The organism is uncultured Photobacterium sp., assembly GCF_947039875.1.
In the GTDB taxonomy this organism is placed as follows: Bacteria; Pseudomonadota; Gammaproteobacteria; order Enterobacterales; family Vibrionaceae; genus Photobacterium.
The window spans coordinates 1-24,842 of record NZ_CAMRAN010000021.1 but is presented as its reverse complement, the minus strand read 5'-3'; the positions used below and the strand labels follow the sequence as shown (position 1 = coordinate 24,842).

The following is a 24,842-nucleotide window of genomic DNA, read 5'->3' as shown; positions in this document are numbered from 1 at the left end:
ATTATTGCAATCTATAGCTCAATTAGAATGGCATATCGGAAGCGACATAATGCGTAAAAATATTATTTATCATTCAATTTCAAGGTTGTTGCTTTTATCTGCGACCACTTTATTGCTTTCGGGCTGTAGCCAAAAAATCACCAGTGTTAATGATACTATTCGCCTTGCTGTTCAAGGCACAGCTGATGTGCATAAATCAGCGTATGATATTGCTCAACTTCCTTATGCAAGTACTTATATTCGTATAAATAATCAGTCTCAGTTATTTATGGTACTAGCGCTGGCGGAATCAGCCTCAGGTGACACAATCACTCAAGCTTCCCCTCAAACTTCGCCCCCACAACTTAAATGGCTTGCCAGTGATAACGGGATGCTAGTTACTCAGAGTGGACGAATTATAAAAACAGTTAATTTAAGCGAGGGGAATTTATTAGCGACGCACAGCGATGCCCCCGATCCGTTGGCTTTAGGATTACACCTAGCAACCACCCCCAAAAAATGGCAGCGTACGATTGATTGGCAACCTGGTTACCACAGTGGCTATCAGTTAGATTCCGTGTTTGTATTTGATCACACAGAAGTATTAACCATTAATGGCAAATCAGTGCCTATCTTACGATTTAATGAAAATGTATCGGTTAAGCAATTAGATAAACATTACAGCAATACTTTTTGGGTTGAGCAACAAACAGGTAAAGTAGTTAAGAGCCTGCAATATATTGCGCCATCTTTACCAATTGTTGAAATGACTATTCTGAAACCTTTTAGCTAACGGTAGCGTCTTTATGTTTTGTTCATTTATTACACCCGCGACTCGACACCGTGTTTGTTATACGCTCGCGAGTTTATGTTTATTCATTTCTATACCAAGCTTGGCTCAAAGTGTGATCACTTTAAATGCTAATGGTTCTTCTGCCACAGCTGTAACTTTACACTACACAGATCCTGTACGTTTAGCGCAAGTTGTTAGTGATAGCCTTAAACAACGTACAATGACTGACATCCCTTTTTGGCTAGGCAGTAGCTTAAGCTCCCCAACAGAGCCTAAAAATAAACAAGCATTGATCACCCAGTTAACACAATTAAGCCAACAATACCGTGACGACACAGTGGTTAGCGATAGTTTTGCCAATACAGGTCAATGGTTACAACAGCATATTCATCATCAGCGCCTGCCCGTTAGCATTGATATCGATAAAGTACGCTTAAATAAAGCCGACAATCCACTATTAAACGGCAATTACTTACTGCAATTAGCGAATCGTCCGACGTCAGTGATCGTTATTGGTGCCATTGAAAAGCCACAAACAATTAAGTGGCAACCTCGCATGTCAGCAAAAGAGTATTTAGCCCAAGTAACACCACTTTCAATCGCCGCCAATAGCGAAGTTACGGTTATTCAGCCTGATGGTGTGATGCAACAACACTCAATTGCGTACTGGAATAATCATCATAATGATATTGCACCGGGGGCAATCATTTACCTTGGCTATCACTCACTGTTTGATGATTATAGTGACTTAAACCATGCTATTTCTTCAATGCTAATCAACAGGACGTTGTAATGAACTCTGTCACATCGGCTTCTACTTGCCACAACCTATATCAACGTCCTTTATTTGCTTTATCAGCATTGGCTATCGCGTTACTTCCTTTCTGTAATGCACAGGCAGATGAGTTTAGCTACCCTAAAATGCGCTATTCTAATAGTGATTTTGGTGGCGTGGGTTTAATGCAAATGCCAACGGCGCGTATGCAACCTGAAGGCGAATTTATTTTTGGTACCACCATTAGCAGTGATTACCACCATTATTGGGTATCTTTACAACTATTGCCTTGGCTTGAAACCACTATTCGTTACACCCAAGTGCCTGATCTTTATTACAGTGGCGATCAAAGTTTTAGTGGTGATACGTTATATACCGATAAGGGTATCGATGCCAAAGTACGGTTATGGCAAGAATCTTATTGGTTACCTGAAGTTGCCGTGGGCCTTCGAGATCTTGGCGGTACTGGTTTATTTGATGGCGAATTTATTGCTGCAAACAAGCAAGTGGGACCACTAGATTTCACCCTTGGGCTAGGCTGGGGTTACATCGGCCAACGCGGAAACATTACCAATCCGTTCTGCAAAGTAAGTGATAGTTTCTGTGATCGTGATAATGGCTTTAAAGATAATGGTGGTAGTTTTGATATCAGTCGCTGGTTTAAAGGTAATGCCGCTCTTTATGGTGGTGTTGAATACCAAACCCCTTGGCAACCATTACAATTAAAACTTGAATATGACGGTAACGATTATACTGATGATTTCCGTGCTAATCGCGGTCATAACATGAAGCCAAAAACGCCATTTAATTTTGGTGCTGTTTATCAATTAACCGATTGGGCAACCGCCAATATCAGTTATGAACGAGGCACCACAGTTAGCTTTGGTTTAAGTGTAAACACTAACTTTAATCAATTAAAAGCCAGTTGGTTAGATGAGCCAATGCCATCAGTAACAACAACGCCAACAGCAAAGACACTCACCGCCGAGCAATGGCAACAACTCGCTCAAGATGTGGAAAGCATTGCTGGCTACAAAAATCCGACCATTTATCAGAATGGCGCTAACAGTATTACAGTAGCTGCCGAACAAGTTAAATATCGCGATCGTGATCAAGCCCAATTACGAGCAGGGATCTTACTCAATAACCAAGCGCCAGCAGTTGAACAATTCCATATTGTAGAAACTGTCGCTAACCAACCGATTACCGAAACGGTACTTAATCGTCAGCAACTGCTGCAAGTGGCTAATAATGATTATATCGGCAGTAATATTGCAGATAATCGTACCACGACGGCACCGACAAATATTCAAGGCCAGCAAGTAGCAGATCTTAGTCAAAACTGGGACGCCGGAATTGCGCCAACACTACAACAATCCTTAGGTGGTTCTGAAGGCTTTTACATGTTCAATGTCGGTGTCACAGGCAGTGCTGATTATTGGTTTAATAATCACTTCACTGTCGGTGGCTCAGTTTATTTAAACCTTTACGATACCTACGATAAATTTAAATATGATGTGCCGCCAGATGGTACCCATAATAAGCGTGTCCGTACCCTTGTGCGTCAATACATTGCAGATAACACGTTACGCATGAATAATTTACAGCTGACATGGCTAGATCAAGTTTCTAATGATTGGTATGCACAAGCTTATGCGGGTTATTTAGAAATGATGTTTGGTGGTATTGGTGGTGAAGTGCTTTATCGCCCTGTTGGCAGTAATTGGGCATTTGGATTAGATGTCAATTACGTGAAACAGCGTGATCCTAATTCAGCATTTGGTTTCTTTAAAAATCAAAATCAATACGATGATCATTTGGATCGTCCATATGAAGTTCAAACCGGAGCTGCCACAGGTAATCTAACTGCTTATTACCAACCACAATGGCAATGGCTACCAAATACTTTATTAAAAGTCAGCGCTGGACGTTATTTAGCTGAAGATACTGGTGTAACTATCGATTTCTCTAAACAATTTGATAGTGGAATTATCGCTGGCGCTTTTATTACTAAAACCAATATGTCAGCAGAAGAATATGGTGAAGGCAGCTTTAACAAAGGTTTTTATATCTCGATTCCATTCGATATTTTAACCGTGAAGCCAAGCACTAGCCGCGCCGATATATCTTGGTTACCGATGAACCGTGATGGCGGTCAGATGTTAGGCCATAAATATCAATTATATGACTTAACCGATGGACGTCAGCCATGGAGTGGACGCAAAGCCTTTAATAACTAAATAGTGATAATAAATCGGCAGCACACGCTTGAGTTGCCGATTATTGTCATTATTCGACTCATTTCTATAAATAATCATTTTACACTATTGCCTAAAAAGCAATTGAATACCTAAGAAATACGATAAAGGAATTTTTATATCCTTTATTAACAGATTGTTACATTAAAAGTGACATTTAAAATGGAACACTGTTTAATTGCTATGTCATTCAAAAAAAATGCATTATTATATATTGAAAATATATCCTAATAGCATTTGCTATTGTAGGGTATAGATAAGCACTTTCACATAAATAGTGCAAAAATTACCGGCTTAAGTCGGATCTATTACAATTAGGAAAATACGGCAAATATTATGAAAAAAACTTTTCTAGTACTACCTCTTGCTCTTCTTGTATCTGGCGCGGTAAATGCGGCAACAGATAACCCTTTTTATGCTGGTGCTCGTTTAGGTAATAGCTTTTACGACATCAAAGACAGCACTAACAGCATCAAGCTTGATGACAAAAACCTTGCTGGTGGTGTTTTCGCTGGTTACCAAATCACACCATGGTTTGCTGGTGAAGTTGGTTACACGAACCTCGGTAGCGCAAGCGTTACTAATGGCGCAGGTAAATTTACAGCTCAAGGCGCAGACCTTGTGGGTAAGTTCTCTTACGCTATCAACGATAAAATCGATCTATTTGGTAAGCTAGGTGCTTTCTACTACGATTGGAATGCTAAGAATGGCGCAACTGCTGATGATAACGGCTGGGCTGGTACTGCGGGTGTTGGTGCTGAATACTACATCAACAACAATGTATCTACACGTGTTGAATACCAATACTACAAAGATGTAGGCGGTGCTGATATTCAATTCGCAGGCGTTTCTCTAGCATACCACTGGGGCGCTCCAGTACCTGTTGTTGCTCCAGAAGTTGTTTATGTTGATCAAGTTTCTGTAGCGACAATCGAAGAGCTAAAACTAACTGTACCTTTCGGATTCGATAGCACAACAATCACTGCTGGCGATGCAAGCAAATTAGCACCTTTCGAAGCGCGCCTAAACCAATACCCTGATGCAACAATCACAGTTGTTGGTCACACAGACAGCAAAGGTTCAGAAGCATACAACATGAAACTTTCTGAGAAGCGTGCAGAAGGTGTTGCTCAAGCATTACGTACTCAGCTAAATGTTGGTTCAGATCGCGTAATTAGCGAAGGCCGTGGTGAGCTAGATCCAATCGCTCCTAACAATACAGCTGAAGGCCGTGCTGAAAACCGTCGTGTTGACATCATTGTTCCTGAGCTAAACATCGAGACAGTTACTAAAGTAGCTGCTGAGTAATTTCTACTGCTAAGAAAAGTTAACCTTACGTATTAATTACTAATACAGGTATAAACTAATAATCCACCATAACTTCACGGTTATGGTGGATTTTTTTATTTCTGCATCAGGAAAAGGAATAGCAGGAAGAAGCAGGTTTCAAGTAGCTCGAGGAAGGGAGACTTCAACTCGGAGAAGAAAAAGGAACGAAGAGTTAGTAAGTGGCAAATGGCAAGTGGCAAGTGGCAAGTGGCAAGTGGCAAGTGGCAAGTGGCAAGAAATATAAGCAAAAAAGCCCAACTCATTATTTGAATTGGGCTTTTATTTATATCTAAAACACGCTTTAATTATTGAGCACCAAAGCCTGTTAGCATGGTACGAATAGTTTTAAATACAATATTAATATCTAACCAGAAAGACAGGTTTTTTATATAATATAAATCGTGTGCTAACTTCTCAGATGTTGATTCAGTATCATCAGCATAACCTTGAACAACTTGTGCCCAACCAGTAATACCTGGTTTCACCATATGACGATAACCATAAAATGGAATCTCTTGCTCAAACTGTTTAACAAAACTATCTTGTTCTGGACGAGGACCAATTAACGCCATATCCCCTTTTAAAACATTAAAAAATTGAGGCAATTCATCAATACGGACTTTACGAATAACTTTGCCAATTCTGGTTACGCGCGCTTGTTCTGCCGTAGCAAATTTGTCTTCAGCACCCGCTTCTTTCACCGTCATGCTACGGAACTTATAAATTCTGAATAAGCGACCACCTTGCCCTACACGTTCTTGTATAAACATTGCTGGACCCGGATTTTCAAGCTTAATCAAAATAGCCGTTATAACCATAATAGGTAACGTAATCGGTAACGTTGCGATAATAATTAATGATTCCCAAATACGTTTAAAAGTCATATAGAGCGGATTTGGTTGTAATGAACCAATCGCATTTTCCATTAAATGCTTAGTTTGAACCTTACCTTCCAGCATTTCACGAATACTTTCAGCATGGAAAACAGCAATCTTATTTAAGCTACAATCAGCAATGAACTTTTCCGCTTCTGGCGATAAATTACGATGTAAGTCAACAACTAAGCTACCTTTAATGTTGCTGATATCGTAAGGTTTTTTTAATTCGATAACGCGTACTCTTCCCTTTTGATTTAAAGAACTAATATCAAAATTAGGAATAGCAAAAAGGATTAAACGCTGACTTTCTTGACGAAGAAGAGCCGTTGTATAAAACCATATAAAAGAAATTATAGCCCCATTAATTAATACACTTCTTGAATAATCAATGCGAGTCATAAACACGATTGACATAATCAAAATAAAAACAGAAATAATAACAGGTAAAATATAGTATTTACGCTCAACTAAAAGATATGAAGTTATTTTTGGCAATACAGTGCATATGCCTAAGTAGCACACAACTAATAACCATAATGTATTCATGACAGTATTGGGAACAGCTTTTACATTATATCCGGAAAATAAATATGTTAAATAAACAACTATAACCAAACCTAAACTATGACAAATATAGGTGTTATTTAGTAAAGTTTTAAAGACCTTTACAAAATTAATTCCTTTCTCTTTATTCTTCATCTTATACTTACTTATTGTCGAATATATTTATATATATTACCTAAAACCTTCATCGGTAATAATCTCATATGAGCTCTTATTAAAAAAATTAGCGCTACTTTTGGCTTACCTTTTATTGGAAGCTCTAACAATTTCTTCATAAATTGCAATTCAGAACAGTAATACTTATATCCCTGCCGCCTCTCAAGCATACCATTACCAACTCGAGCATATACTAGCACATCATCAATATTAGCAATTGTCATACCCATTACGTGCATTCTTACCCATAGGTAATAATCTTCCATATAAGGCATATGCAAATAGCCACCGGCCTTTATAATTGAAGATTTCTTAAACATCGCAGCCATATGGTTTATTGGATTTCTTCGATAAATTAACCTCTCAATATCATCAGAAAGAGGTACATTACGTAAACTAGATATTACCGAAGGGTCTACGTCAAATTCAGCAATATGAGCACTGCACAAGTCGATTTGTGGATTAGCATTCATAAAATCATACTGTGTCTGAAAACGCTTATTCACATTGATGTCATCAGTGTCAACTCTAGCTATAAGCTCATAAGAACAAGCATCAAGGCCAATATTTAATGCAATACCTAAACCTTGATTTTGTTCTAAAATTACTTCTTTTAAGGGTAACTTTAAACGCCAAACATCTAAAAGGCTGTATAATTCATTAGTCAAAGGGCCATCATGTACAACAACAACCTCTGCTGGTTGTAAACTTTGAGTCTCAATGCTCTTTAAAGCATCAGAAAAATATTGTGCCTTTTCACCTTTATACAAAGACATTAAGACTGAAATGTTGTTCATAAAATAACCACACTATACTTTACCGAAAAACAACTAAAACGTTTATCTAATTCTATCAGTATAATAACAGTTGTACAGCATGTAAATTCTAATAAACTATAATTATCACATGAAAATAACAAAGCGCATATGGCTTATAAAACAAAATGTTATACAATGACAGTTAACCTTACTAAACTTGATATTATTTATATAAATCAGGCATAATAACACAGAATTAACTAATACTTATCGCTTGTGGGAGCTAGATACCCAAGGGCGGTAGCGTAATCATTTTAGGCTATACAACACAAGGTCTGCAGAAAAATGAGTTCAGATGAGCTATCTATCTATCATGAAAATCAACTAAATATTATCAATGTATTTAAAGTTTTTTGGGCAAAGAAAATTATAATTATATCCAGTATGATTTTCGGGATTATTTTAGCATTGATTATTATTAATAATTCAAAACAATGGTGGGAAAGTAGTGCTGAAATAACTCACCCACAATATTCAAATTATTCAGGCTTTATAAATTACGCAGATAAGATTAACATTGACAAAGCAGTTGTTGAAAATCTAAACCGGATAACTAATATCAACAACAATTACACCTCATTCATTAACTTATTAAGCTCAAAATCAAACAAACTTGCATTCTTACAAAAGAATAAAATAATCCTAGATTATTTAAATGAAAACAATATAGATTCTGAAGACAAAATAACAAAAAAACTCAACACTTTATCGGATGATATTATAGTTAAGAAAAAGTCTTTAATTTTAAATGAGCACTCTTATACTATTGTAGTTCAAGCTGATGATTTAGATAACAGTTACAGCTTATTAAATGACTACATTGATTTCACAACAAAAATTTACAATGATGCTGTTTCATTGTCATTAATAAAATATAAAGAAACAGAATTAATTAATTTACAGCAACAATTACGTTATAACATTTCATATACAAAAAATATTCAAAAAGTAAAAATACAAAACACTCAATTAGCTTTAAATATTGCAGAAAAAGCAGGAATTAATGAACCATTAAGTAATTATTATGAAAAAGGATCAACATTTAATGTAGCACTTGGTTCAAAAGCACTTAAAGCGGAAAATAAAGCAATTGCATCCATCACAGATTTATCAGTATTAAACGGAAGCATCACTCAACTAAATTCAAAAATAAAATATCTAGAAAACATTGATGGGCCAGTTCTAAACGGTAATTCATTCTTTAGTTTCATACAAACCGCCTATAAAAACCCAGATCATATATCAACAAGTAATAAAGTTATTGTTCTTGTTTTCGCTCTATTATTTATTTGTATTGGCATGGTCATCTCTCTGGCGCTAAATATATTCAGTACACGTAAGACCGTTTAATAATGAATATGTTGAAAAATATAATCATGCTATTTTTTTCACAAGGTATAAATTTTCTTGTACCTATAGTATTAGTACCCTACCTAGTTAGGGTACTAGGCCCAATAGAGTATGGTAAATTCAATTTAGCTTTGTCTATTATTCTATATGGCTGCTTATTTATTGATTTTGGATTTAATCTTTATTCTTCAGGAATGATTGCAAAAGCTAAGAATAAACAAGAAATCAATAAAACATATACAATTACAATAATAACAAAACTTTTATTATTTATACCTATATGTAGTGTCATTTCAGTAATACCTTTTTATATTACAAAGTTTCATGATATAAAAACTATCGTTTTAATTTTAAATATTCAACTTTTGTCTTCTGTTATATCAACGATATGGTTATATCAAGGCATTGAAAAAGTACGTATCTATTCATATGTAAATATTATTATAAAACTTAGCTCAGTACCTTTAATATTTTACTTCGTAAAAACAGAATTCGACTTAAACAAACTAGCTATTATTCAAAGCTCTACCTTTTTAGCTAGCGCATTGATACTGATTCTAATCGCAACTAAAGAGAAAATTCATTTTGTAAGAATAAAAATAGAGGATATTACTTATCAATTAAAACATGCCTCACCAATTTTTTTAGGTACAGTTAGTGTAAGCCTATATACAATGAGTACACCTATAATTCTAGGACTTGTAAGCACTGCATATGAAGTAGGACAATATACCGCAACTGACAAAATTAGAGGAGCTTTTATATCTATTTTTTTAATCTTATCGAATGTTATATACCCAAGAGTAAATAAATTACGCATGGAGTCAGAACCTAAAGCTCTTCGATTTATAAAAAAAGTTTTCTTTTTACAAACAAGTCTAGGTTTTGCTTTCTCTATTCTAATTTATTTATCTGCAAATTTCATTGTTCATAATTATTTAGGTAAAGACTTCTATCAGTCTATTATTCTATTGAAAATAATGAGCCCAATGGTAATATTCGTACCATTAAGTGTATTATTATCAAATTATTTACTTCTTTCATGGGAATATAAACGTTATTACCTAACAGTACCAATTATCACTTGTATTTGTCATTTTATTTACGTAATACCGTTATCAAATCTATATGGTGCAATAGGATCAGGTATTAGCATATTACTTACAGAGATAATTAGTTTATTACTATTACTATACTTCGTATACAAATCTGGTTTAATGAAGAAAATATATGAATCCTAAAATATCAGTTATAATTGCAGCTTATAATGCAGAAACTCATATAAGAGATACAATAGAATCATTATTATCTCAAACTTATACTAACTTAGAGATTATAATTATAGATGATGGCTCAACCGATTCAACTTCAAATATTATAAATACAATCTCACAAAATAATATAAATGTTAAAATAAAAAGAATAGAAAATAATGGTGTAAGTAATGCTCGAAATATTGGCATCAATATAGCTCAAGGTGAATATATTTCATTTTTAGATGCTGATGATATTATTGATAATGATTTTTATGCTGAACTATATAACCAAAGTAACAATAAAAATATTGTTTGCGCGCAAAACATTTACAACATGTATTCTCTTAATAATATTAAACCTTGGCCTAACAATTTAAAATTACAATCAGATTTTTTTAAAAATAGAATTTGTGTCTATGTCTGGGGAAAACTCTATAAGAAAAATTTCTTAGATGAAAATATGATAAGATTTGATAGCGATATTAAAATTGGAGAAGACTTTTTATTTAACATTACATGCTTAAAATATTTAGAAAATGATGATGTTGAAATCATTAATAATAAAGAACGATTTCTTTACCGAATTACGGAACAATCATTAAGTAATAAAGTTACACTAGAAGCTTTAAAGAATAGAAAACATTCTGCAGACTCTATTTATTGTATAATAAAAGAAAAATACAATTCAGAAAGCGCCTTATATATTTACATAAATACTTATTTGAAAACAATGTTTATCAAGCTATTAAAAGAAAAACAATTTTCAGTATTATTTAGTATGCTAAAGCTAGAGTCAGAAAACGAATTAAAATTAAGCTTTCACAAAATACATTCTTTATCTATATCATTAAAAGATAAATTGTTTGTATCGATAATTCTGTTATTAATTAATACAATACGTATAACATTATGATTTATTATATAATTTTCAGTATACTTGCATTATTTTCATTTACTGATGTATGGCAAGATAAGCGTTATAGCAAACTGGCATTTATCGTATCTTTTTTTATCTTATTTCTTTTTGGAAGTTTGAGACTTGATACTGGTTGGGATTTTGCAACTTATCGTTTTTATTTTAATAAAGTAGATACTATTTCTATATTTCTAACAAATGGTTTTTCACCATTAGTTTATTTCGATCTAGGCTTTAAGTTTCTAATATCTATTATTAAATCTATCGGTTTAGGATTTCAAACCTTAATATTCATATGTAATCTATTTGTTATTTACTGTGTCTATTCTTTTATAAATAGACATATAGAATACAAAAACTCAGCTATATTGTTATTTTATAGTCTTTGCTATTTATTTATTAATTTTTCTATTTTACGACAAGGTATTGCTGCAGGTTTAGTTCTACTTGCAATTGATAGCTATTTTAACAAACGCAATTTAAAAGTATTAATATACCTCTTAACAGCAACTTTATTTCATTTCAGTGCCATAATATTTTTACCTTTAATTTTTTTAAGTACAATAATAAAAATCAAAAAAGGTTTTTTTATAACAATATTGCTAATAATAACTATTTTTGCCATAAGTCATATATCAATATTTGAGGTTTTCTATAATATTTTTCATTCTTTCCTTCCTCAAGGACTAAATCAAAAAATAGAATTTTATATTAATAGCACACGTTTTGGGGCAAGCAGAACTATTGGATTTGGTTTTATAGAAAAATTGTTTTTCCTATCCATTATGTTTCATTATCTATTTATTCAAAAAAATAATAATAGAAGTTTAAATTTAATCGCTCTTCTTTTACTAAGTTACTTTGCTATTTATATTTTATTTATTGACATCCAAGCAATTTACACAAGACTGAAGTTTTATTTTATGGTAATTGCTTCATGTTATTACCCTTTATTTATATATAACATATTAAATAGAAAAAATTCAAGAAGTCTTGGTGTTATTATATGTATATTATTTTCATTTATTAATTTATATAACACATTACGATTTGAGGCAAATGCAGTTGTATTCATGCCATATCAAAGTGTATTAACAGAATTACCATCTTATTTAAATCTAGATTATTATCGTATTGATCGCGCTCAAGAGATAATCCAAAATAACCAAAAGTGAAATCATGAAAATATCTATTATCATTACTCTATATAATCGTGCACATATCGTTAAAGATGCGATAGAAAGTGCACTTGAGCAAAACTATATTAACAAAGAAATAATAATTATAAATGATGGATCAACAGACAACTACCAACAAGTTCTTAACTCGTATAAAGATAAAGTCATCATTTATTCTCAAGATAACAAAGGTGCTGGAGCCGCAAAAAATAAAGGTGTTGAATTAGCTACTGGTGAATATATCATTTTCCTTGATAGTGACGATACTTTTTATGACAATAATATTCTAGCTGAATGCGCAGCTGAAATTGCTACAGGCTCCAAATTTATTGCATTCAATAAAATTGAAATGATTAGAAATACAGGCCGTGTTATTGAAGAAGCAAACATGAGCTCCAACACTAATATGAATGAATATATGCTCGCATCACCACTTAACTATGCTGGATTACCTCCATACTGCTTAAATAGAGATATTTACCTATTGTCGGGTGGAATGGATGAAGAATATCGTTGGGGAGATGCTATTTGCTTTTGGCGTACCTATTTTTCACATACTGAAGAATCATCTTTTATTAATAAACCCGGATATTGTTATGATTTAACTGGAAGTGATAATGTAAGTAAATCGTCAAACACCTCTGTCCTCCAAAAATATGATTTGATGACTAAAGTGGTTGAAAGCGCCTATAATAAGCATAAACATAAAATGAAAGAACAAGATAAGTCAACATGGCTACTTATCATGTTATTTCAAAGTTTAAAATCAAAAAACATAAAAAATCAAAAGTATTTTGGTAATTTATTACTTAAACAATCAATATTAGTTAATCTACAAGCTCTCTATTATATCTCTACATCCAAAATATTTCCAAAAGTAAAAAATAAATTCAATATTACCCATAAAAAACTTATCAAAAAAAATATTTTTAATGGATGTCTCGCAAGTTTATTCACCAAAACGAGTAAACTAAATAAAAAGACGATTATTATAAATTCAACTGTAAACAATAATTTCAACTTTAATTCAAAGTATTTTTTTGAATATTTAGAAAGTGTTGAACATGATTTCAATGTTTACTTTATTGTTAATGACGATAAAAAAAGAGATTCTTTAAATAAGATTTATCCCGGAAAGTTCATTACCAATTATTTATCCCAAGATATAAAAACTATTGCGTCAGCAAAAATATGGCTATGCTCTACAATTGATCTGCCTATTTACTTTTGCTTTAAGCATACAGATAGAATTGTTTATCATTTTGGTCATGGCGTCCCTTTAAAGAATATAGGATTAAATGAACCAAAGATATCAATTCCGCGTTATATAAATCGCTATAAAAATATTAGATGTTTTACTCATATCACCTGTTACTCTGATGAATTTAAAAGTAAAATGGAAAAAATGTTTGGTCAGTTAAAAGCTGAATATATTCCTTTAGGACAACCAAGAAATGACTCTATATCACAATCTATAGAACAAAAAAATATATCATCGTTCTTTGATGATGAGTTAAATATTAAAAATCATATTTTATATTCTCCAACATGGAGATATGATTCTATAACTAAATTTTTTCCATTTGATGATCTTGATATAAACCAGCTCCATTCTCATTTGGAAAATAGTGATTCTGTATTAATTTTACGTGAACATCCATTTTATCCTGCAGTTATACCTGAAGGGTTATGTAATCATCCTAGAGTGAAAGTGCTCAATTCAAACATTATTCCTGACTTTACTCCTTACATTTTAGATATGGATATAATAATTACTGATTATTCAAGTTTATATCTCGATGGATTAGCAAACTCACGTACACAATTCATGTTTATTCCATATGATATTGAAATTTATACAAAGCTTACTGGTTTCTCAATGGAATATGATGAACTAACACCAGGGCCTAAAACTTTAACTTTTGAAGAATTCTTAAGTGCTTTAAAAGAGCAAAATAATAATTATAGTACTCAGAAAAAACATTTATCCGAATTATTTAATGTTAAGTATAGTGGAAACTGCGATGAGCATTTTGAATATATTAAAAAACTAATGAAATAAATAGTTTGATTCATAGCTATATTTTATAGCTATGAATCAACTTTATATCTATACATAACTTAACTATAATTGATTATAGTTAGGGTTTATCTCTAACATGTTTTTTCTATAGAAAATAATATCACCATTATTATATTCTAATGCTATTGCTTTAATAATTGGAGCTGTTCCTTCTTCTAACGTCATAACATTACTGTTAATAATACTTAAACCATCTCTCAATTTTGTATCAATAGCACCTGGACATAATGTAACTACATTATAATTATCTTTTTGTAGTCCTTGTGATATTTTTATCACTCCTGCTTTCGATGAACAATACGATGTCCAATCATTATATGAATTGAAAGCTGCCGTTGACGATATATTAATTATTAATGTATCTTTATTCTTTAATAATGCAGATCTAGTAACTAAATATGTTCCAATTAGATTTACATTTATATCTTTAATCCATAGTTCTGGATCTGAATCAATAATTGTCGAGGAATATAATGTTCCAGCACTATTTATTACAATATCAAATTCTCTATTTTTAAAAAATTGATCGACACTGTTTATAGATGTAACATCTAATTCATCCCTTAATGGTGCTTCTATTATATAGCTATCACTAAGTTGTTTAATTAACATCTTAGCCAAATCACCATTTCCTCCCGTTATCAATATTTTTTTCATCATAATAGATGATCCTTTGGTTCTGGAATAGGATGTTCATCAGAATCTTTTAATATTTCCGTATATTGTTTATATATTTTTTTCTTTAAGTTTGTTGAGCTAATACCTTTACCATATGGAAAGTAAAATACTTTAACTCCTTTATCTTTTAAATAATCATACTTACCGACCCAATCATCCCCGATAACAAAAATATCAACATTTAAATTTTCTACAGTTGAATTATGATCTAGTGTATGTTGAGGAATAACAACATCAGGAGCTTTTAAACCTTCAACAATAGCAATACGCTCTTCAAAAGGAATTGTTGGTGGCTTTTTATAACTATCAACTAACTCATCAGTACTTACACCAACAATTAGTGTTGAGCCTAAACCTCTTCCGTAATTAATCATTTTTAAATGATTACTATGAAACAAATCAAACGTTCCCGATACGTAAACAACTTTATCCTGCATTTTATTTTCCTTATTACTTTTAGTAATGCAACTTTCAAGTGAAAATATTATTTATATTTACAATCAATTAAAAACTAAACCAATATATCTAAATGTAAGTCTAAATATATAGTTATGATAGAATGGTAATCATATAATTTACTAATTTTTATTAAAAATATCATTCATAAAGTTACAAACTAAAAGATAATCTTGAGGTGAAAGCTCACTTTTAGCATTATTAATATTAATTTTAATTTTATCTTCCATCAGATGGAGATCGGTAATATTTAGCATCTCACAATCAGCAGCGGCAAGTGAGATATGCCCACGTAAATAGCCACCAGCAAACAATTCATCATCGGTTGCAGTATCAATATTGTCATCAATCAGCTGCAATAGCTTGTGTTCATAATCGTGGATCATGTTCTATCCTTGCTATTAAGCATAATCAGTTAATGGAATTGGTTTAGAAAAATCAACAACTGTTAACGGCGCAATACTATAAAAATCACGAAAGGCGTCAGAGAGCATTTGGGCACGCTCTGGAATACCATTAATCAAATAGCTGATAACTTGATCACGTACTTTTAAAGTAAAACCCATTCTATCAGGCTCACAGTTTCCACTCAAATTATCGCAGCTTACCTGATATTTAAATCCACAACTGGCCGATAAAATCCACTCGATAGCTTGTGGCTTAACCTCAACGACTTCAAAAGCGGCTTGCACTTCAGCACTGCGTCCATCAGGTTGATACCAATAGCCATAGTCTTCCAACAAACGTCTTGCTTCTCCTGCAATACACCAGTGCCCTAGCTCATGCATTGCTGAGGCATAATAACCGCGCGCAAAAATAATTTGGTGATGGACACGTTCCTTCGAGGCAGGAAGATAAATAGGCTCATCGCCACCTAATAATAGCTCAGTATTTAAACGCTCTAAGAATACCGAGTTAAACAAACGAATAAGATCGTTATAGTCATGTTTTATATATGTTTTCATCTAATTATAATCAGCATGTCATTATTCTTTAACCGCCGAAGTATATATGTTTTCATAACTGAGCGCGAACTCTCGCTATTGATAATATATTCTAGTCAATATTTATATTATTTATACATGAATTCAATTCATCTGATACTAAATTATTTTCATTAGAAGTTGATAACCGTCACTATTACAATACTCTATCCTTATGATTAACAATGGCCATCACAGTTATTATGCTACTTTCTATCTTATACATTATCGGTATTACTGCAGAAGCTATGACGGGCGCACTCGCCGCAGGTAAACGTCACATGGATTGGTTTGGAGTAATGTTAGTCGCAAGTGCAACCGCGATTGGTGGTGGTACAATGCGTGATATTTTATTAGGCCATTATCCACTTGGCTGGGTAGCGCACCCACAATATTTAGTCATCACCTGCGTTGCTGGATTATTAACAACAGTATTAGGTAAATGGGTAGTCCGCTTTCATAAGATTTTTATTATTCTTGATGCTATTGGTTTAATAGTATTTAGTATTATTGGCTGTCAAGTTGCAATCACAATGGGATTATCGCCAATTATCTGTGTCGTTGCGGCAGTAATTACAGGGGTTTTTGGTGGGTTACTTCGCGATATGATCACTCGTCGCAAGCCAATGGTATTGCACAAAGAACTCTATGCGTCAGTGTCTTTCCTTGCTGGCATTATATATGTCACGATGCTGCACTTTAATATACCAGCTGATACGACGACACTAGTGACATTGGTTGTTGGCTTTAGTTTACGTATGGCAGCGGTATTCTTTAGCTGGAGTTTACCCGTATTTAACTTCGAAGAAGCTGAAGCGTAATAAAGGCTAGAAAAGAAAGAAGGAAAGAAGGAAAGAAAGAAAGAAAAAGAGTATTTTAGTTATTAAGTAAAAACACAATAACTAGAAGTCATGCCAAAACTTGTTACTAATATACTCGTAATCTCTGAACCTTCTTGCCTCACATCTAAATCTTCGGCGTTGTGGTTACTACATCCGCATTTTGACCACGATTACGCAATAAGTGATCCATGAGAGTGATCGCTAACATCGCTTCAGCAATAGGCACCGCACGAATACCAACACATGGATCATGACGGCCTTTGGTGATCACTTCGGTTGACTCTCCCTGCTTAGTGATTGTTTCACCCGGAACGCTGATACTTGAGGTCGGTTTTAGAGCAATGTGCGCAATGACATCTTGGCCTGATGAGATCCCCCCCAAAATACCGCCCGCATGATTGGTTTTAAATCCTTGTAATGTCATTGCATCACGGTGCTCACTGCCCCGTTGTTCAACCACATCAAAGCCATCACCAATTTCAACCCCTTTAACGGCATTAATACTCATCAGTGAATGCGCAATATCGGCATCTAAACGATCAAATACCGGTTCACCTAAACCGACAGGCACATTGCGAGCAACCACGGTAATTTTTGCGCCAATCGAATCACCATCTTTTTTAAGATGACGGATCAGCTCATCAAAGGCATCGACTTTATCGATATCTGGGCAGAAAAAGGCATTTTGTTCAATTTGTTGCCAATCAACCTTATCAATTTTGACATCACCCATCTGTGATAAGTAAGCACATACTTCTATGCCATGCACTTTTTTAAGGTATTTCTTCGCAACAGCACCCGCAGCAACACGCATTGCAGTTTCACGTGCAGATGAACGGCCACCACCACGGTAATCACGTACACCATATTTTTGGTGGTAAGTGTAATCAGCGTGACCGGGACGGAATAAATCCTGAATATTAGAATAATCTTTTGAGCGTTGATCGGTATTTTCAATTAATAAACCAATCGAAGTACCTGTAGTTTGGCCTTCAAAGACGCCGGATAAAATTTTAACTTCATCCGCTTCACGACGTTGAGTGGTATATTTTGAAGTGCCAGGGCGACGGCGATCAAGATCGTGTTGCATGTCAGCTTCGGTGAGCGCTAATCCTGGTGGGCAACCATCAATAATACATCCTAATGCTACTCCATGACTTTCGCCAAAGGTGGTAACGCGAAACAATTGTCCTATGGTATTTCCGGCCATGACTTCCCCTGTGAGATATCTATGCTTACATGCATTTTTAATTATGGTGATTAATACATACTGCAAAGATGTGATTTGAAAAGCAAGGAATAAAGTAGGGGCAAGCATTCACTTAGCCCATTATTCGTCATCCCGAAAGTTGAGGCACGATACTATCCGGGATCGACTTAACGCGTGCTTGAGCCTTAAAGACACATGAATATATTAACTCCACAACGCGCTGATAGTAGATTCCCTATCGCCCTCGCGGGCATTCACTGTAGGGAATGACGGGAGTGGGCTTGGTATTCATACTCAAAATCTAGCCTCTGCTCTTCCCTTATTCCCCTCCCACCTACAAAAAAAGCGACAGGCTTTCACCCATCGCTTTATCTCGTAGCCTTTTAATCTCGATACTCGAAATCTAGCCCCTACGCTACCGCTAACACTTTATCCGCTTTTGCTTTACGGAATTTCTTCAGTGATACCGCTACCAGCGCTGTAACTACCATACCTGTTGCCATACAGACTAAAGCAAGTAATGGTTTGTTCATCGCACCTAATAATGCAACCACTGGGCCACCGTGAGCTACGCTGTTAGTGATACCAAATGAGAACGCCATTACCGCGGCAACCATACTGCCTAATACGTTTGCTGGAATAACAGAGATTGGATCTTGCGCTGCAAATGGAATCGCACCTTCAGAGATACCGACTAAGCCCATTGCACCCGCTGCTTTACCTGCTTCAATTTCTGATTGCTCAAAGATATTGAGTTTACGACCAATAATCGTTGCTAAACCCATACCCAATGGCGCTACAGGAATTGCACATGCCATCGCACCCATAAATTGCGTTTGGCCATTGGCTATCATGCCAACAGAGAACAAGAATGCCACTTTGTTAAATGGACCGCCCATATCAAAGCCAGCCATGCCACCTAATACGATACCCAGTAATACTACGTTACCTGTACTCATTTCAGTTAGTACAGTGTTCATGGTATGCATTAGGCCTGCAATTGGCGCACCAATAACAAAGATAAACGCACTTGCAATGAATAATGTACCTGTAATTGGTGCAATAAGAATTGGTACTAATGGTTGTAATAACTTGTGGTATTTACGTGTTGCAACCCAACGTACAAAGTAACCCACTAATAGGCCAGCAATGATGGCACCGATAAAACCTGTACCTGCATCTGCACCATAAAATGAACCGTTATTTGCAATCCAGCCACCAATGAAACCCGGTGCTAATGCAGGACGATCACCAATTGCATACGCTATGTAACCTGCAAGTACAGGGATCATTAATGTAAAGGCTACCACACCGACATCGAGTACTTTTTGCCACATACTACCGACAGGAATCTGCATTCCCGTATCCGTTGGCTGTCCACCAATCGCTAATGCCAACGCAATTAACAAACCACCGGTAACAACAAACGGGATCATGTGTGATACGCCGTTCATTAAGAAACGGTATAAATCAGAACGGGCTTTAGAAACTTTACTTTCACCGTCATCTAAGCCATCGCCATTAACATCAAATGGTTTCGCGACTAATGCTTGTTGAATAACGCCTTTACCATCTTTAATCGGGGCTTTTACGCCAGTCTTAATTAATTTCTTACCTGCAAAACGATCCATATCGACTTGCTTATCACAACTAACAATGATCGCTTCTGCGCGGGCAATTTCTTCAGCGGTTGGTGAGTTTTTAACACCGATAGAGCCGTTAGTTTCAACTTTGATTTCGTAACCTAATTCAGCCGCCGCTTTTTCTAATGCTTCTGCTGCAAGGTAAGTATGCGCAACACCAGCAGGACAGCCAGTAACCCCAATCAATAAACCTTTATCTTGGGGTAATGTTGCTACCGCTTGTTTTTCAGCAAGCAACAATGCCAATGCATCAGCAGGTGTTTTAGCCGTTAGAAATGCGTCAATAAAACCATCTTCAATCAATTTTGATGACAACTCAGCCAATACTTCAATATGGTGATTATCACCACCATCAGGAGAAGCAATCATGAAAAATAGTTTTGATGGCAAGCCGTCTTCTGCGCCGTATTCAATACCTGTACGGCTAACACCAATCGCAACCGCAGGTTTAATAACTGCCGCACTCTTAGCGTGTGGTAGTGCAACACCGTCTTCAAAACCTGTGTTACCTAATTCTTCACGTGCTTGAATGTCTGCTAAAAATTGGGTTTTATTCGCAACGCGACCTTGCTGAACTAAGATATCTGCCATTTCAGCAAACACTTCATCTTTAGTGGTCGCTTTAAGGTTGATGTTAATCAACTGTTCATTGATGAGGGTGGTAATCATATTCTATCCCCGATAATTTTATTATGGGCTCGATGACATTGTATTGGTCATCAGCATGGCAATATTGTCGGTTTTTTAATGGGGATAAAGTAGAGTACAAAACAGGCTTTAACTGGAAATTTGTAACATTAAACTATCAGTGTGAGCTATCACTCATATTTTTTACTGTATATAAAACAGGTTGAATTGTATTTTTATATTAATATTTTCAATAATTTAAATTATTAATCATGGGTGAAAACATCAAAAAACGATTATCGAATAATTTCACCTACTATCTAAAAGAGGCTTTTACTTAGCTGAATTTTCGATTTTTTAGTGCGATAGATCACAGAAAGGAGGAGCGAGGAAAAGAAGTCTGAGGAATAAATGATCCTACAACGCGCTAACAGGAGATTTCCTATCTCGTTCGTAACCTCACTGTAGGGAATGACGGAATGGGTACAAAAAAAGCGATAGGCTTTCACCCATCGCTTAGTCTCGTAATCTTTAAAACTCGAAACTCATTACTTAGTTATACGCGCGAGCAAACATACCATCACAATGCGCTGAATATGCCTTCGCATAAGCAGGAATAAACACTGACTGGCCTTTTTCAAGCGTCAATGTCTCACCATTTTGATGCGTTACTGTTAGCGGTGCGTCAATGGCAAATAAAATTTCAGCACTGGTATTTTGTAATGCAATATCATCAACTTGCTTATACACGCTAAATTTAAAGTCAGGTACAGGGATCTGGTAATCTAAACCACCAGCAACCATTGTTGGCGCCAGTAATAATTCATTTGCCGCCATGCTCTTAAATTCAGTATTAGCAACTAACTCCGGCACATCCATAAATTTAGGGGTTAAACCAGCACGTAGCACATTGTCTGAATTAGCCATGATTTCAAGGCCAGTTCCTTTAATATAGGCATGTGGTGTACATGCACTTAGGAACATCGCTTCGCCTGGTTGTAATGTTAATACGTTCAACATTAATGGAACAAACAGGCCGATATCACCAGGGTATTGCTCAGATAAATCAATCAATAACGCAAATAATGGCTGATCTTTATGTTCATAACAGAACGCTAAAAGTCCATTAACCGCAGCCTCTTTAGGATCACCTTCAAGCGATAACATCGCTTCAAAGAAATCTCGTAAACCTGCATCAGTTTGATTAGCTGCAAAAGTATTAACAAGATCGCTGATCACATCAAGATTGATTGTGGTAAATAATTCAACAATTTCTGCTAACTCACGGAAACCATTCATTGCTTGATAAGGTGTTAACGCAAACACTAGCTCAGGTTTATGGTTAGGATCTTTGTAGTTACGGTTGGCGGCATTACGCGCAATACCGATTTTTTCTTCTTTTGCATAACCAATTTCAGCTTGATGTTTACTTGGGTGAACTTGCACTGATAACGCTTTTTCAGCTGCTAACACTTTAAATAAGTATGGCAACTCAGCAAATTTAGCTTGAGTTTCTGCGCCAATAATTGCGTCAGGATCGGTGGCAATAAAATCAGCTAAGCGTACTGCTTCACCATTAACCGTGATCACTGAGCAACCATTAGCATGGGCACCCATCCACATTTCAGCTTGCGGTTTTTGGTCTAGATTTGGAATAGCAAACAGTTGCTCAATTGATGTTACACTGCCCCAAGCATAATCTTGGATCACGTTATCCATCTTAAAAAAGACAGTGCGGGTAGAGTCAGTCATTGTCAGATCCTATTGTTATTATTGCTCACGATATTTATGGTATGGCATCAATCATTATTATTGACGTCATACGCTAACTGACAGCACTATAACAAAACTTAATCGGTTTATTCAGCACAAACTCATCATCCAGCTATTACCATTCCAAACATATAGTGAATTCCATGGACAATGTTTTCTTTAATTTAATTGATTCGGTGTTAACTGAACGGGAAAGTTTTAATCGAATTTGGTTTGCTGGCGGTAAAACTCAACCGCCACAATTTAGCTATCAGGTAAATTTTCCACGGCTCGAATTAGTATTAAAAGGCGAATATATTAACCAACTCGATGATGGTGATAATGGTATCTGTCAAATTAGTTTAATGGGAGGTGATGCTATCTATATTCCGCCTAATAGTTGGAATCAACCAAGCTGGAATACCGAATGTTCCGTGTTGAGTTTGCTGTTTGGTAAACGTCAATTGGGCTTTAGTTTAGTCAGTAAAACCAAGGATAGCCCCAAGTTTTATGATGTTCAAAAACACTCGATTCAAGCATGGACAGGACACGCGGTTGATCCCATTTTAACGGCACTGAATATGTTAGCAACAGAACACCAACAGCAGCCAATGGATGAGCATTTATTACAAGCTTTACTCAGCTACACCCAAAATATGCTCCATGTTCCGTTGCATCAATCAAAAAATCGGACTGAAGATCTGTATCAAGGGATCTGTATTTATATTCAAGAAAATTTTCACCGTGCCATCAGCCGTGACACGATTGCTAATCGGTTTAATATTACCCCCAATCACCTATCGCGTTTATTTCGTCAACAAGGTCATATGCGGCTCGCGGATTATATTTGCTGGGTACGGATTGAACGTGCCAAATTTATGTTACGCCAATACCCGTTTCGATTAACTGAAATTGCTAGCCGCTGCGGGTTTGTCGATGTGAATTATTTTTGCCGTGTATTTAAAAATAAAACGGGTCGTACGCCATCGGAATACCGAGGTGTTACCTAACGTTGCTATCTTAACGCTTCAATAATTAATGCTTTTAGCTCTTGAGGCTGTTGGGCTAATGTTAGTGCAGTACAATAATCCTCGTTTAATAAACATTTTGAAAACTGCGCAAAGGCCATGATCACGACTTTCTGAGGTGGCTTGGGCAAGATCATCGCAACCGCACGGCTAATATTACCCCGTGACGATCCCCAATCAATCGCCTGAGGGTGACACACTATTGCCATTGCAGGTTTTGCGATCATTTCATGCATCACATGTGGCAAGGCAATACCCGGCCCCATAACAGTGGCAGAAACATTTTCTCGAGCCAATAGTGCTTGTTTTAATGCGGGCTGTTGTTCAGAAGTGATCGCCTGTTGTGCCACTAGCATCTGGCTTAATTGCGTAATGGTGTCTATTTTATGATTCTCACCGCCATCAGCCCAACCAATACTGGTTAATGGCAAGCTTATATTAAACGGTCTCGATGGTGAGTATTGTGTCAATGACAGTGCATATTGAGAAATAAAGTCGGTTAACACCAAGTTCGCGAGTTCAGCATCGCAACCCTTGATAATTAATTGGCATAACGCATGGGGTTTATTCGCCAACGATAGCATTTTTAATGGCTGTGATACTGGCGCGCGCGTCAATTGACTCACATTAAATAATTCAACATGAGATTGAAAATAACCCGTCAGTTTTTTTAGCTGATTAAGTTGGTAAGAAGGCAGACCTGCTGCACCACAATAGAAGGTGATCCGTCGCTCTAACATCCATTATCCCTGTCGTGTTCTGACCTGTTTTATTAGCATGAAGTTATTAGCCCAATAATTATTGGCATAATTGCTGGCAACGCTCAATCACTGCGATTGTATCAACCAATACTTCTTCTATCGTCACACAATGAATGCGGCTACCGGTAAAACGCGCCCGTTGTTCAACTTCAATATCCGAGGCAATTAAGACAATATTTGCAGCCGCAATGTCTTTGGCGGTTAAAAAGTTTTCAATCCCCATTGCACCTTGGGTTTCGACCTGAATTTTAATCCCCATCTGATGCGCGGTTTTATTAAGTACATCCGCAGCCATGTAGGTGTGTGCGATGCCCGTTGGACAGGCCGTTACCGCGACAATTTTCATTTTTAGCCCTAAATAAATCATTGTTTAGAATAAGTTACTCTATTGAAGTAACTAAGAGCAACAGAATAGCATAGGACGTAAGATAGGGTGAGGGAAACAGGGGCGAGGAAGAGCAATGACTTTACAACTGAAGTGGTCAAGTAAAACTGTACACCTTTATAGGTGTTTAAATTAAGCGGCTGC

At 35.5% G+C, this 24,842-nt stretch carries 22 protein-coding genes; 11 read left to right on the top strand and 11 right to left on the bottom strand.

Annotated elements, in window-relative coordinates; genetic code table 11:
* The first annotated feature begins 49 nt into the window (after nucleotides 1–49).
* The 4 genes from Q0V26_RS09305 (at nucleotide 50) to Q0V26_RS09290 (ending at nucleotide 5,113) form a co-directional block, all read left to right on the top strand.
* Nucleotides 50–772, top strand: a complete 723-nt coding sequence (locus Q0V26_RS09305) for a YjbF family lipoprotein (RefSeq protein WP_297481069.1) — start codon at nucleotides 50–52, stop codon at nucleotides 770–772.
* 112 nt (nucleotides 773–884) lie between these two features.
* Entirely contained in the window at nucleotides 885–1,565 is a 681-nt protein-coding gene (locus Q0V26_RS09300; protein WP_297481067.1) for a capsule biosynthesis GfcC family protein, read from the top strand.
* Nucleotides 1,565–3,787, top strand: coding sequence for a YjbH domain-containing protein (locus Q0V26_RS09295; RefSeq protein ID WP_297481065.1), 2,223 nt, complete (start codon nucleotides 1,565–1,567; stop codon nucleotides 3,785–3,787). Before Q0V26_RS09300 ends, Q0V26_RS09295 begins: the two co-directional genes overlap by 1 nt.
* A 354-nt stretch (nucleotides 3,788–4,141) precedes the next feature.
* Complete coding sequence (locus Q0V26_RS09290) at nucleotides 4,142–5,113, top strand: OmpA family protein (protein WP_297481063.1); 972 nt, start codon at nucleotides 4,142–4,144, stop codon at nucleotides 5,111–5,113.
* 326 nt (nucleotides 5,114–5,439) lie between these two features.
* Here the strand turns inward: Q0V26_RS09290 and Q0V26_RS09285 are convergent, their stop codons facing one another.
* Together Q0V26_RS09285 and Q0V26_RS09280 are read right to left on the bottom strand one after the other, a co-directional pair.
* Nucleotides 5,440–6,711 (bottom strand): exopolysaccharide biosynthesis polyprenyl glycosylphosphotransferase, encoded by a 1,272-nt coding sequence (locus tag Q0V26_RS09285; RefSeq protein WP_297481059.1) that lies wholly within the window; start codon nucleotides 6,709–6,711, stop codon nucleotides 5,440–5,442.
* An 11-nt stretch (nucleotides 6,712–6,722) separates the two neighbouring features.
* Complete coding sequence (locus Q0V26_RS09280; RefSeq protein ID WP_297481056.1) at nucleotides 6,723–7,529, bottom strand: glycosyltransferase; 807 nt, start codon at nucleotides 7,527–7,529, stop codon at nucleotides 6,723–6,725.
* Between the two features lie 306 nt (nucleotides 7,530–7,835).
* Here Q0V26_RS09280 and Q0V26_RS09275 point away from each other — a divergent pair, with 306 nt between their 5' ends.
* From Q0V26_RS09275 to Q0V26_RS09255, 5 genes are read left to right on the top strand one after another with little or no spacing between them, the layout of a single operon-like run.
* Nucleotides 7,836–8,900, top strand: a complete 1,065-nt coding sequence (locus Q0V26_RS09275) for a Wzz/FepE/Etk N-terminal domain-containing protein (RefSeq protein ID WP_297481053.1) — start codon at nucleotides 7,836–7,838, stop codon at nucleotides 8,898–8,900.
* 2 nt (nucleotides 8,901–8,902) lie between these two features.
* On the top strand, nucleotides 8,903–10,141 hold the full coding sequence (locus Q0V26_RS09270; protein ID WP_297481049.1) for an oligosaccharide flippase family protein: 1,239 nt from the start codon (nucleotides 8,903–8,905) through the stop codon (nucleotides 10,139–10,141).
* The gene (locus Q0V26_RS09265) at nucleotides 10,131–11,069 is read left to right on the top strand and encodes a glycosyltransferase (protein WP_297481047.1); all 939 of its coding nucleotides are present in this window, start codon (nucleotides 10,131–10,133) and stop codon (nucleotides 11,067–11,069) included. The genes Q0V26_RS09270 and Q0V26_RS09265 overlap by 11 nt, the downstream gene beginning before the upstream one ends.
* The gene (locus Q0V26_RS09260) at nucleotides 11,066–12,247 is read left to right on the top strand and encodes an EpsG family protein (RefSeq protein ID WP_297481045.1); all 1,182 of its coding nucleotides are present in this window, start codon (nucleotides 11,066–11,068) and stop codon (nucleotides 12,245–12,247) included. Before Q0V26_RS09265 ends, Q0V26_RS09260 begins: the two co-directional genes overlap by 4 nt.
* A 4-nt stretch (nucleotides 12,248–12,251) precedes the next feature.
* Nucleotides 12,252–14,312 carry a CDP-glycerol glycerophosphotransferase family protein gene (locus Q0V26_RS09255; RefSeq protein ID WP_297481042.1) on the top strand — a complete coding sequence of 687 codons (2,061 nt, stop codon included), beginning with the start codon at nucleotides 12,252–12,254 and terminating at the stop codon, nucleotides 14,310–14,312.
* 63 nt (nucleotides 14,313–14,375) lie between these two features.
* On the opposite strand, the gene Q0V26_RS09250 is transcribed toward Q0V26_RS09255, so the two are convergent.
* The 4 genes from Q0V26_RS09250 to Q0V26_RS09235 form a co-directional block, all read right to left on the bottom strand.
* The gene (locus Q0V26_RS09250) at nucleotides 14,376–14,993 is read right to left on the bottom strand and encodes an SDR family oxidoreductase (RefSeq protein WP_297481039.1); all 618 of its coding nucleotides are present in this window, start codon (nucleotides 14,991–14,993) and stop codon (nucleotides 14,376–14,378) included.
* Entirely contained in the window at nucleotides 14,990–15,448 is a 459-nt protein-coding gene (locus Q0V26_RS09245; protein ID WP_297481036.1) for an adenylyltransferase/cytidyltransferase family protein, read from the bottom strand. The genes Q0V26_RS09250 and Q0V26_RS09245 overlap by 4 nt, the downstream gene beginning before the upstream one ends.
* Nucleotides 15,449–15,589: 141 nt before the next feature.
* The gene (locus Q0V26_RS09240) at nucleotides 15,590–15,853 is read right to left on the bottom strand and encodes a YfcL family protein (protein WP_297481034.1); all 264 of its coding nucleotides are present in this window, start codon (nucleotides 15,851–15,853) and stop codon (nucleotides 15,590–15,592) included.
* 15 nt (nucleotides 15,854–15,868) lie between these two features.
* Nucleotides 15,869–16,420 carry an elongation factor P hydroxylase gene (locus Q0V26_RS09235; protein ID WP_297481153.1) on the bottom strand — a complete coding sequence of 184 codons (552 nt, stop codon included), beginning with the start codon at nucleotides 16,418–16,420 and terminating at the stop codon, nucleotides 15,869–15,871.
* Between the two features lie 233 nt (nucleotides 16,421–16,653).
* Between Q0V26_RS09235 and Q0V26_RS09230 the strand changes: the two genes are divergently transcribed.
* Nucleotides 16,654–17,271, top strand: coding sequence for a trimeric intracellular cation channel family protein (locus Q0V26_RS09230; RefSeq protein WP_297481150.1), 618 nt, complete (start codon nucleotides 16,654–16,656; stop codon nucleotides 17,269–17,271).
* Nucleotides 17,272–17,416: 145 nt separating this feature from the next.
* Here the strand turns inward: Q0V26_RS09230 and aroC are convergent, their stop codons facing one another.
* From aroC to manA, 3 genes are all read right to left on the bottom strand, one after another.
* Nucleotides 17,417–18,502 (bottom strand): chorismate synthase, encoded by a 1,086-nt coding sequence (gene aroC / locus Q0V26_RS09225; protein WP_297481032.1) that lies wholly within the window; start codon nucleotides 18,500–18,502, stop codon nucleotides 17,417–17,419.
* 410 nt (nucleotides 18,503–18,912) lie between these two features.
* Nucleotides 18,913–20,814, bottom strand: coding sequence for a fructose-specific PTS transporter subunit EIIC (locus Q0V26_RS09220; RefSeq protein ID WP_297481029.1), 1,902 nt, complete (start codon nucleotides 20,812–20,814; stop codon nucleotides 18,913–18,915).
* A 510-nt stretch (nucleotides 20,815–21,324) separates the two neighbouring features.
* Nucleotides 21,325–22,524 (bottom strand): mannose-6-phosphate isomerase, class I, encoded by a 1,200-nt coding sequence (manA, locus tag Q0V26_RS09215; RefSeq protein ID WP_297481028.1) that lies wholly within the window; start codon nucleotides 22,522–22,524, stop codon nucleotides 21,325–21,327.
* Between the two features lie 164 nt (nucleotides 22,525–22,688).
* On the opposite strand from manA, the gene Q0V26_RS09210 reads away from it, so the two are divergent.
* Nucleotides 22,689–23,534 carry an AraC family transcriptional regulator gene (locus Q0V26_RS09210; RefSeq protein ID WP_080158055.1) on the top strand — a complete coding sequence of 282 codons (846 nt, stop codon included), beginning with the start codon at nucleotides 22,689–22,691 and terminating at the stop codon, nucleotides 23,532–23,534.
* Nucleotides 23,535–23,539: 5 nt separating this feature from the next.
* Here Q0V26_RS09210 and Q0V26_RS09205 read toward each other — a convergent pair whose 3' ends face one another.
* Both Q0V26_RS09205 and Q0V26_RS09200 read right to left on the bottom strand, forming a co-directional pair.
* The gene (locus tag Q0V26_RS09205; protein WP_297481025.1) at nucleotides 23,540–24,292 is read right to left on the bottom strand and encodes a PTS sugar transporter subunit IIA; all 753 of its coding nucleotides are present in this window, start codon (nucleotides 24,290–24,292) and stop codon (nucleotides 23,540–23,542) included.
* Between the two features lie 58 nt (nucleotides 24,293–24,350).
* Nucleotides 24,351–24,659, bottom strand: coding sequence for a fructose PTS transporter subunit IIB (locus Q0V26_RS09200; protein WP_297481022.1), 309 nt, complete (start codon nucleotides 24,657–24,659; stop codon nucleotides 24,351–24,353).
* Nucleotides 24,660–24,842: the final 183 nt, after the last annotated feature.

Coding starts and splice junctions, on each gene's coding strand:
- aroC (WP_297481032.1), bottom strand. CDS start 18,502: ATGGCCGGAAATACCATAGGACAATTGTTTCGCGTTACCACCTTTGGC.
- Q0V26_RS09230 (WP_297481150.1), top strand. CDS start 16,654: ATGCTACTTTCTATCTTATACATTATCGGTATTACTGCAGAAGCTATG.
- Q0V26_RS09285 (WP_297481059.1), bottom strand. CDS start 6,711: ATGAAGAATAAAGAGAAAGGAATTAATTTTGTAAAGGTCTTTAAAACT.
- Q0V26_RS09305 (WP_297481069.1), top strand. CDS start 50: ATGCGTAAAAATATTATTTATCATTCAATTTCAAGGTTGTTGCTTTTA.
- manA (WP_297481028.1), bottom strand. CDS start 22,524: ATGACTGACTCTACCCGCACTGTCTTTTTTAAGATGGATAACGTGATC.
- Q0V26_RS09250 (WP_297481039.1), bottom strand. CDS start 14,993: ATGATGAAAAAAATATTGATAACGGGAGGAAATGGTGATTTGGCTAAG.
- Q0V26_RS09280 (WP_297481056.1), bottom strand. CDS start 7,529: ATGAACAACATTTCAGTCTTAATGTCTTTGTATAAAGGTGAAAAGGCA.
- Q0V26_RS09275 (WP_297481053.1), top strand. CDS start 7,836: ATGAGTTCAGATGAGCTATCTATCTATCATGAAAATCAACTAAATATT.
- Q0V26_RS09295 (WP_297481065.1), top strand. CDS start 1,565: ATGAACTCTGTCACATCGGCTTCTACTTGCCACAACCTATATCAACGT.
- Q0V26_RS09260 (WP_297481045.1), top strand. CDS start 11,066: ATGATTTATTATATAATTTTCAGTATACTTGCATTATTTTCATTTACT.
- Q0V26_RS09220 (WP_297481029.1), bottom strand. CDS start 20,814: ATGATTACCACCCTCATCAATGAACAGTTGATTAACATCAACCTTAAA.
- Q0V26_RS09265 (WP_297481047.1), top strand. CDS start 10,131: ATGAATCCTAAAATATCAGTTATAATTGCAGCTTATAATGCAGAAACT.
- Q0V26_RS09270 (WP_297481049.1), top strand. CDS start 8,903: ATGAATATGTTGAAAAATATAATCATGCTATTTTTTTCACAAGGTATA.
- Q0V26_RS09210 (WP_080158055.1), top strand. CDS start 22,689: ATGGACAATGTTTTCTTTAATTTAATTGATTCGGTGTTAACTGAACGG.
- Q0V26_RS09240 (WP_297481034.1), bottom strand. CDS start 15,853: ATGATCCACGATTATGAACACAAGCTATTGCAGCTGATTGATGACAAT.
- Q0V26_RS09255 (WP_297481042.1), top strand. CDS start 12,252: ATGAAAATATCTATTATCATTACTCTATATAATCGTGCACATATCGTT.
- Q0V26_RS09290 (WP_297481063.1), top strand. CDS start 4,142: ATGAAAAAAACTTTTCTAGTACTACCTCTTGCTCTTCTTGTATCTGGC.
- Q0V26_RS09245 (WP_297481036.1), bottom strand. CDS start 15,448: ATGCAGGATAAAGTTGTTTACGTATCGGGAACGTTTGATTTGTTTCAT.
- Q0V26_RS09200 (WP_297481022.1), bottom strand. CDS start 24,659: ATGAAAATTGTCGCGGTAACGGCCTGTCCAACGGGCATCGCACACACC.
- Q0V26_RS09205 (WP_297481025.1), bottom strand. CDS start 24,292: ATGTTAGAGCGACGGATCACCTTCTATTGTGGTGCAGCAGGTCTGCCT.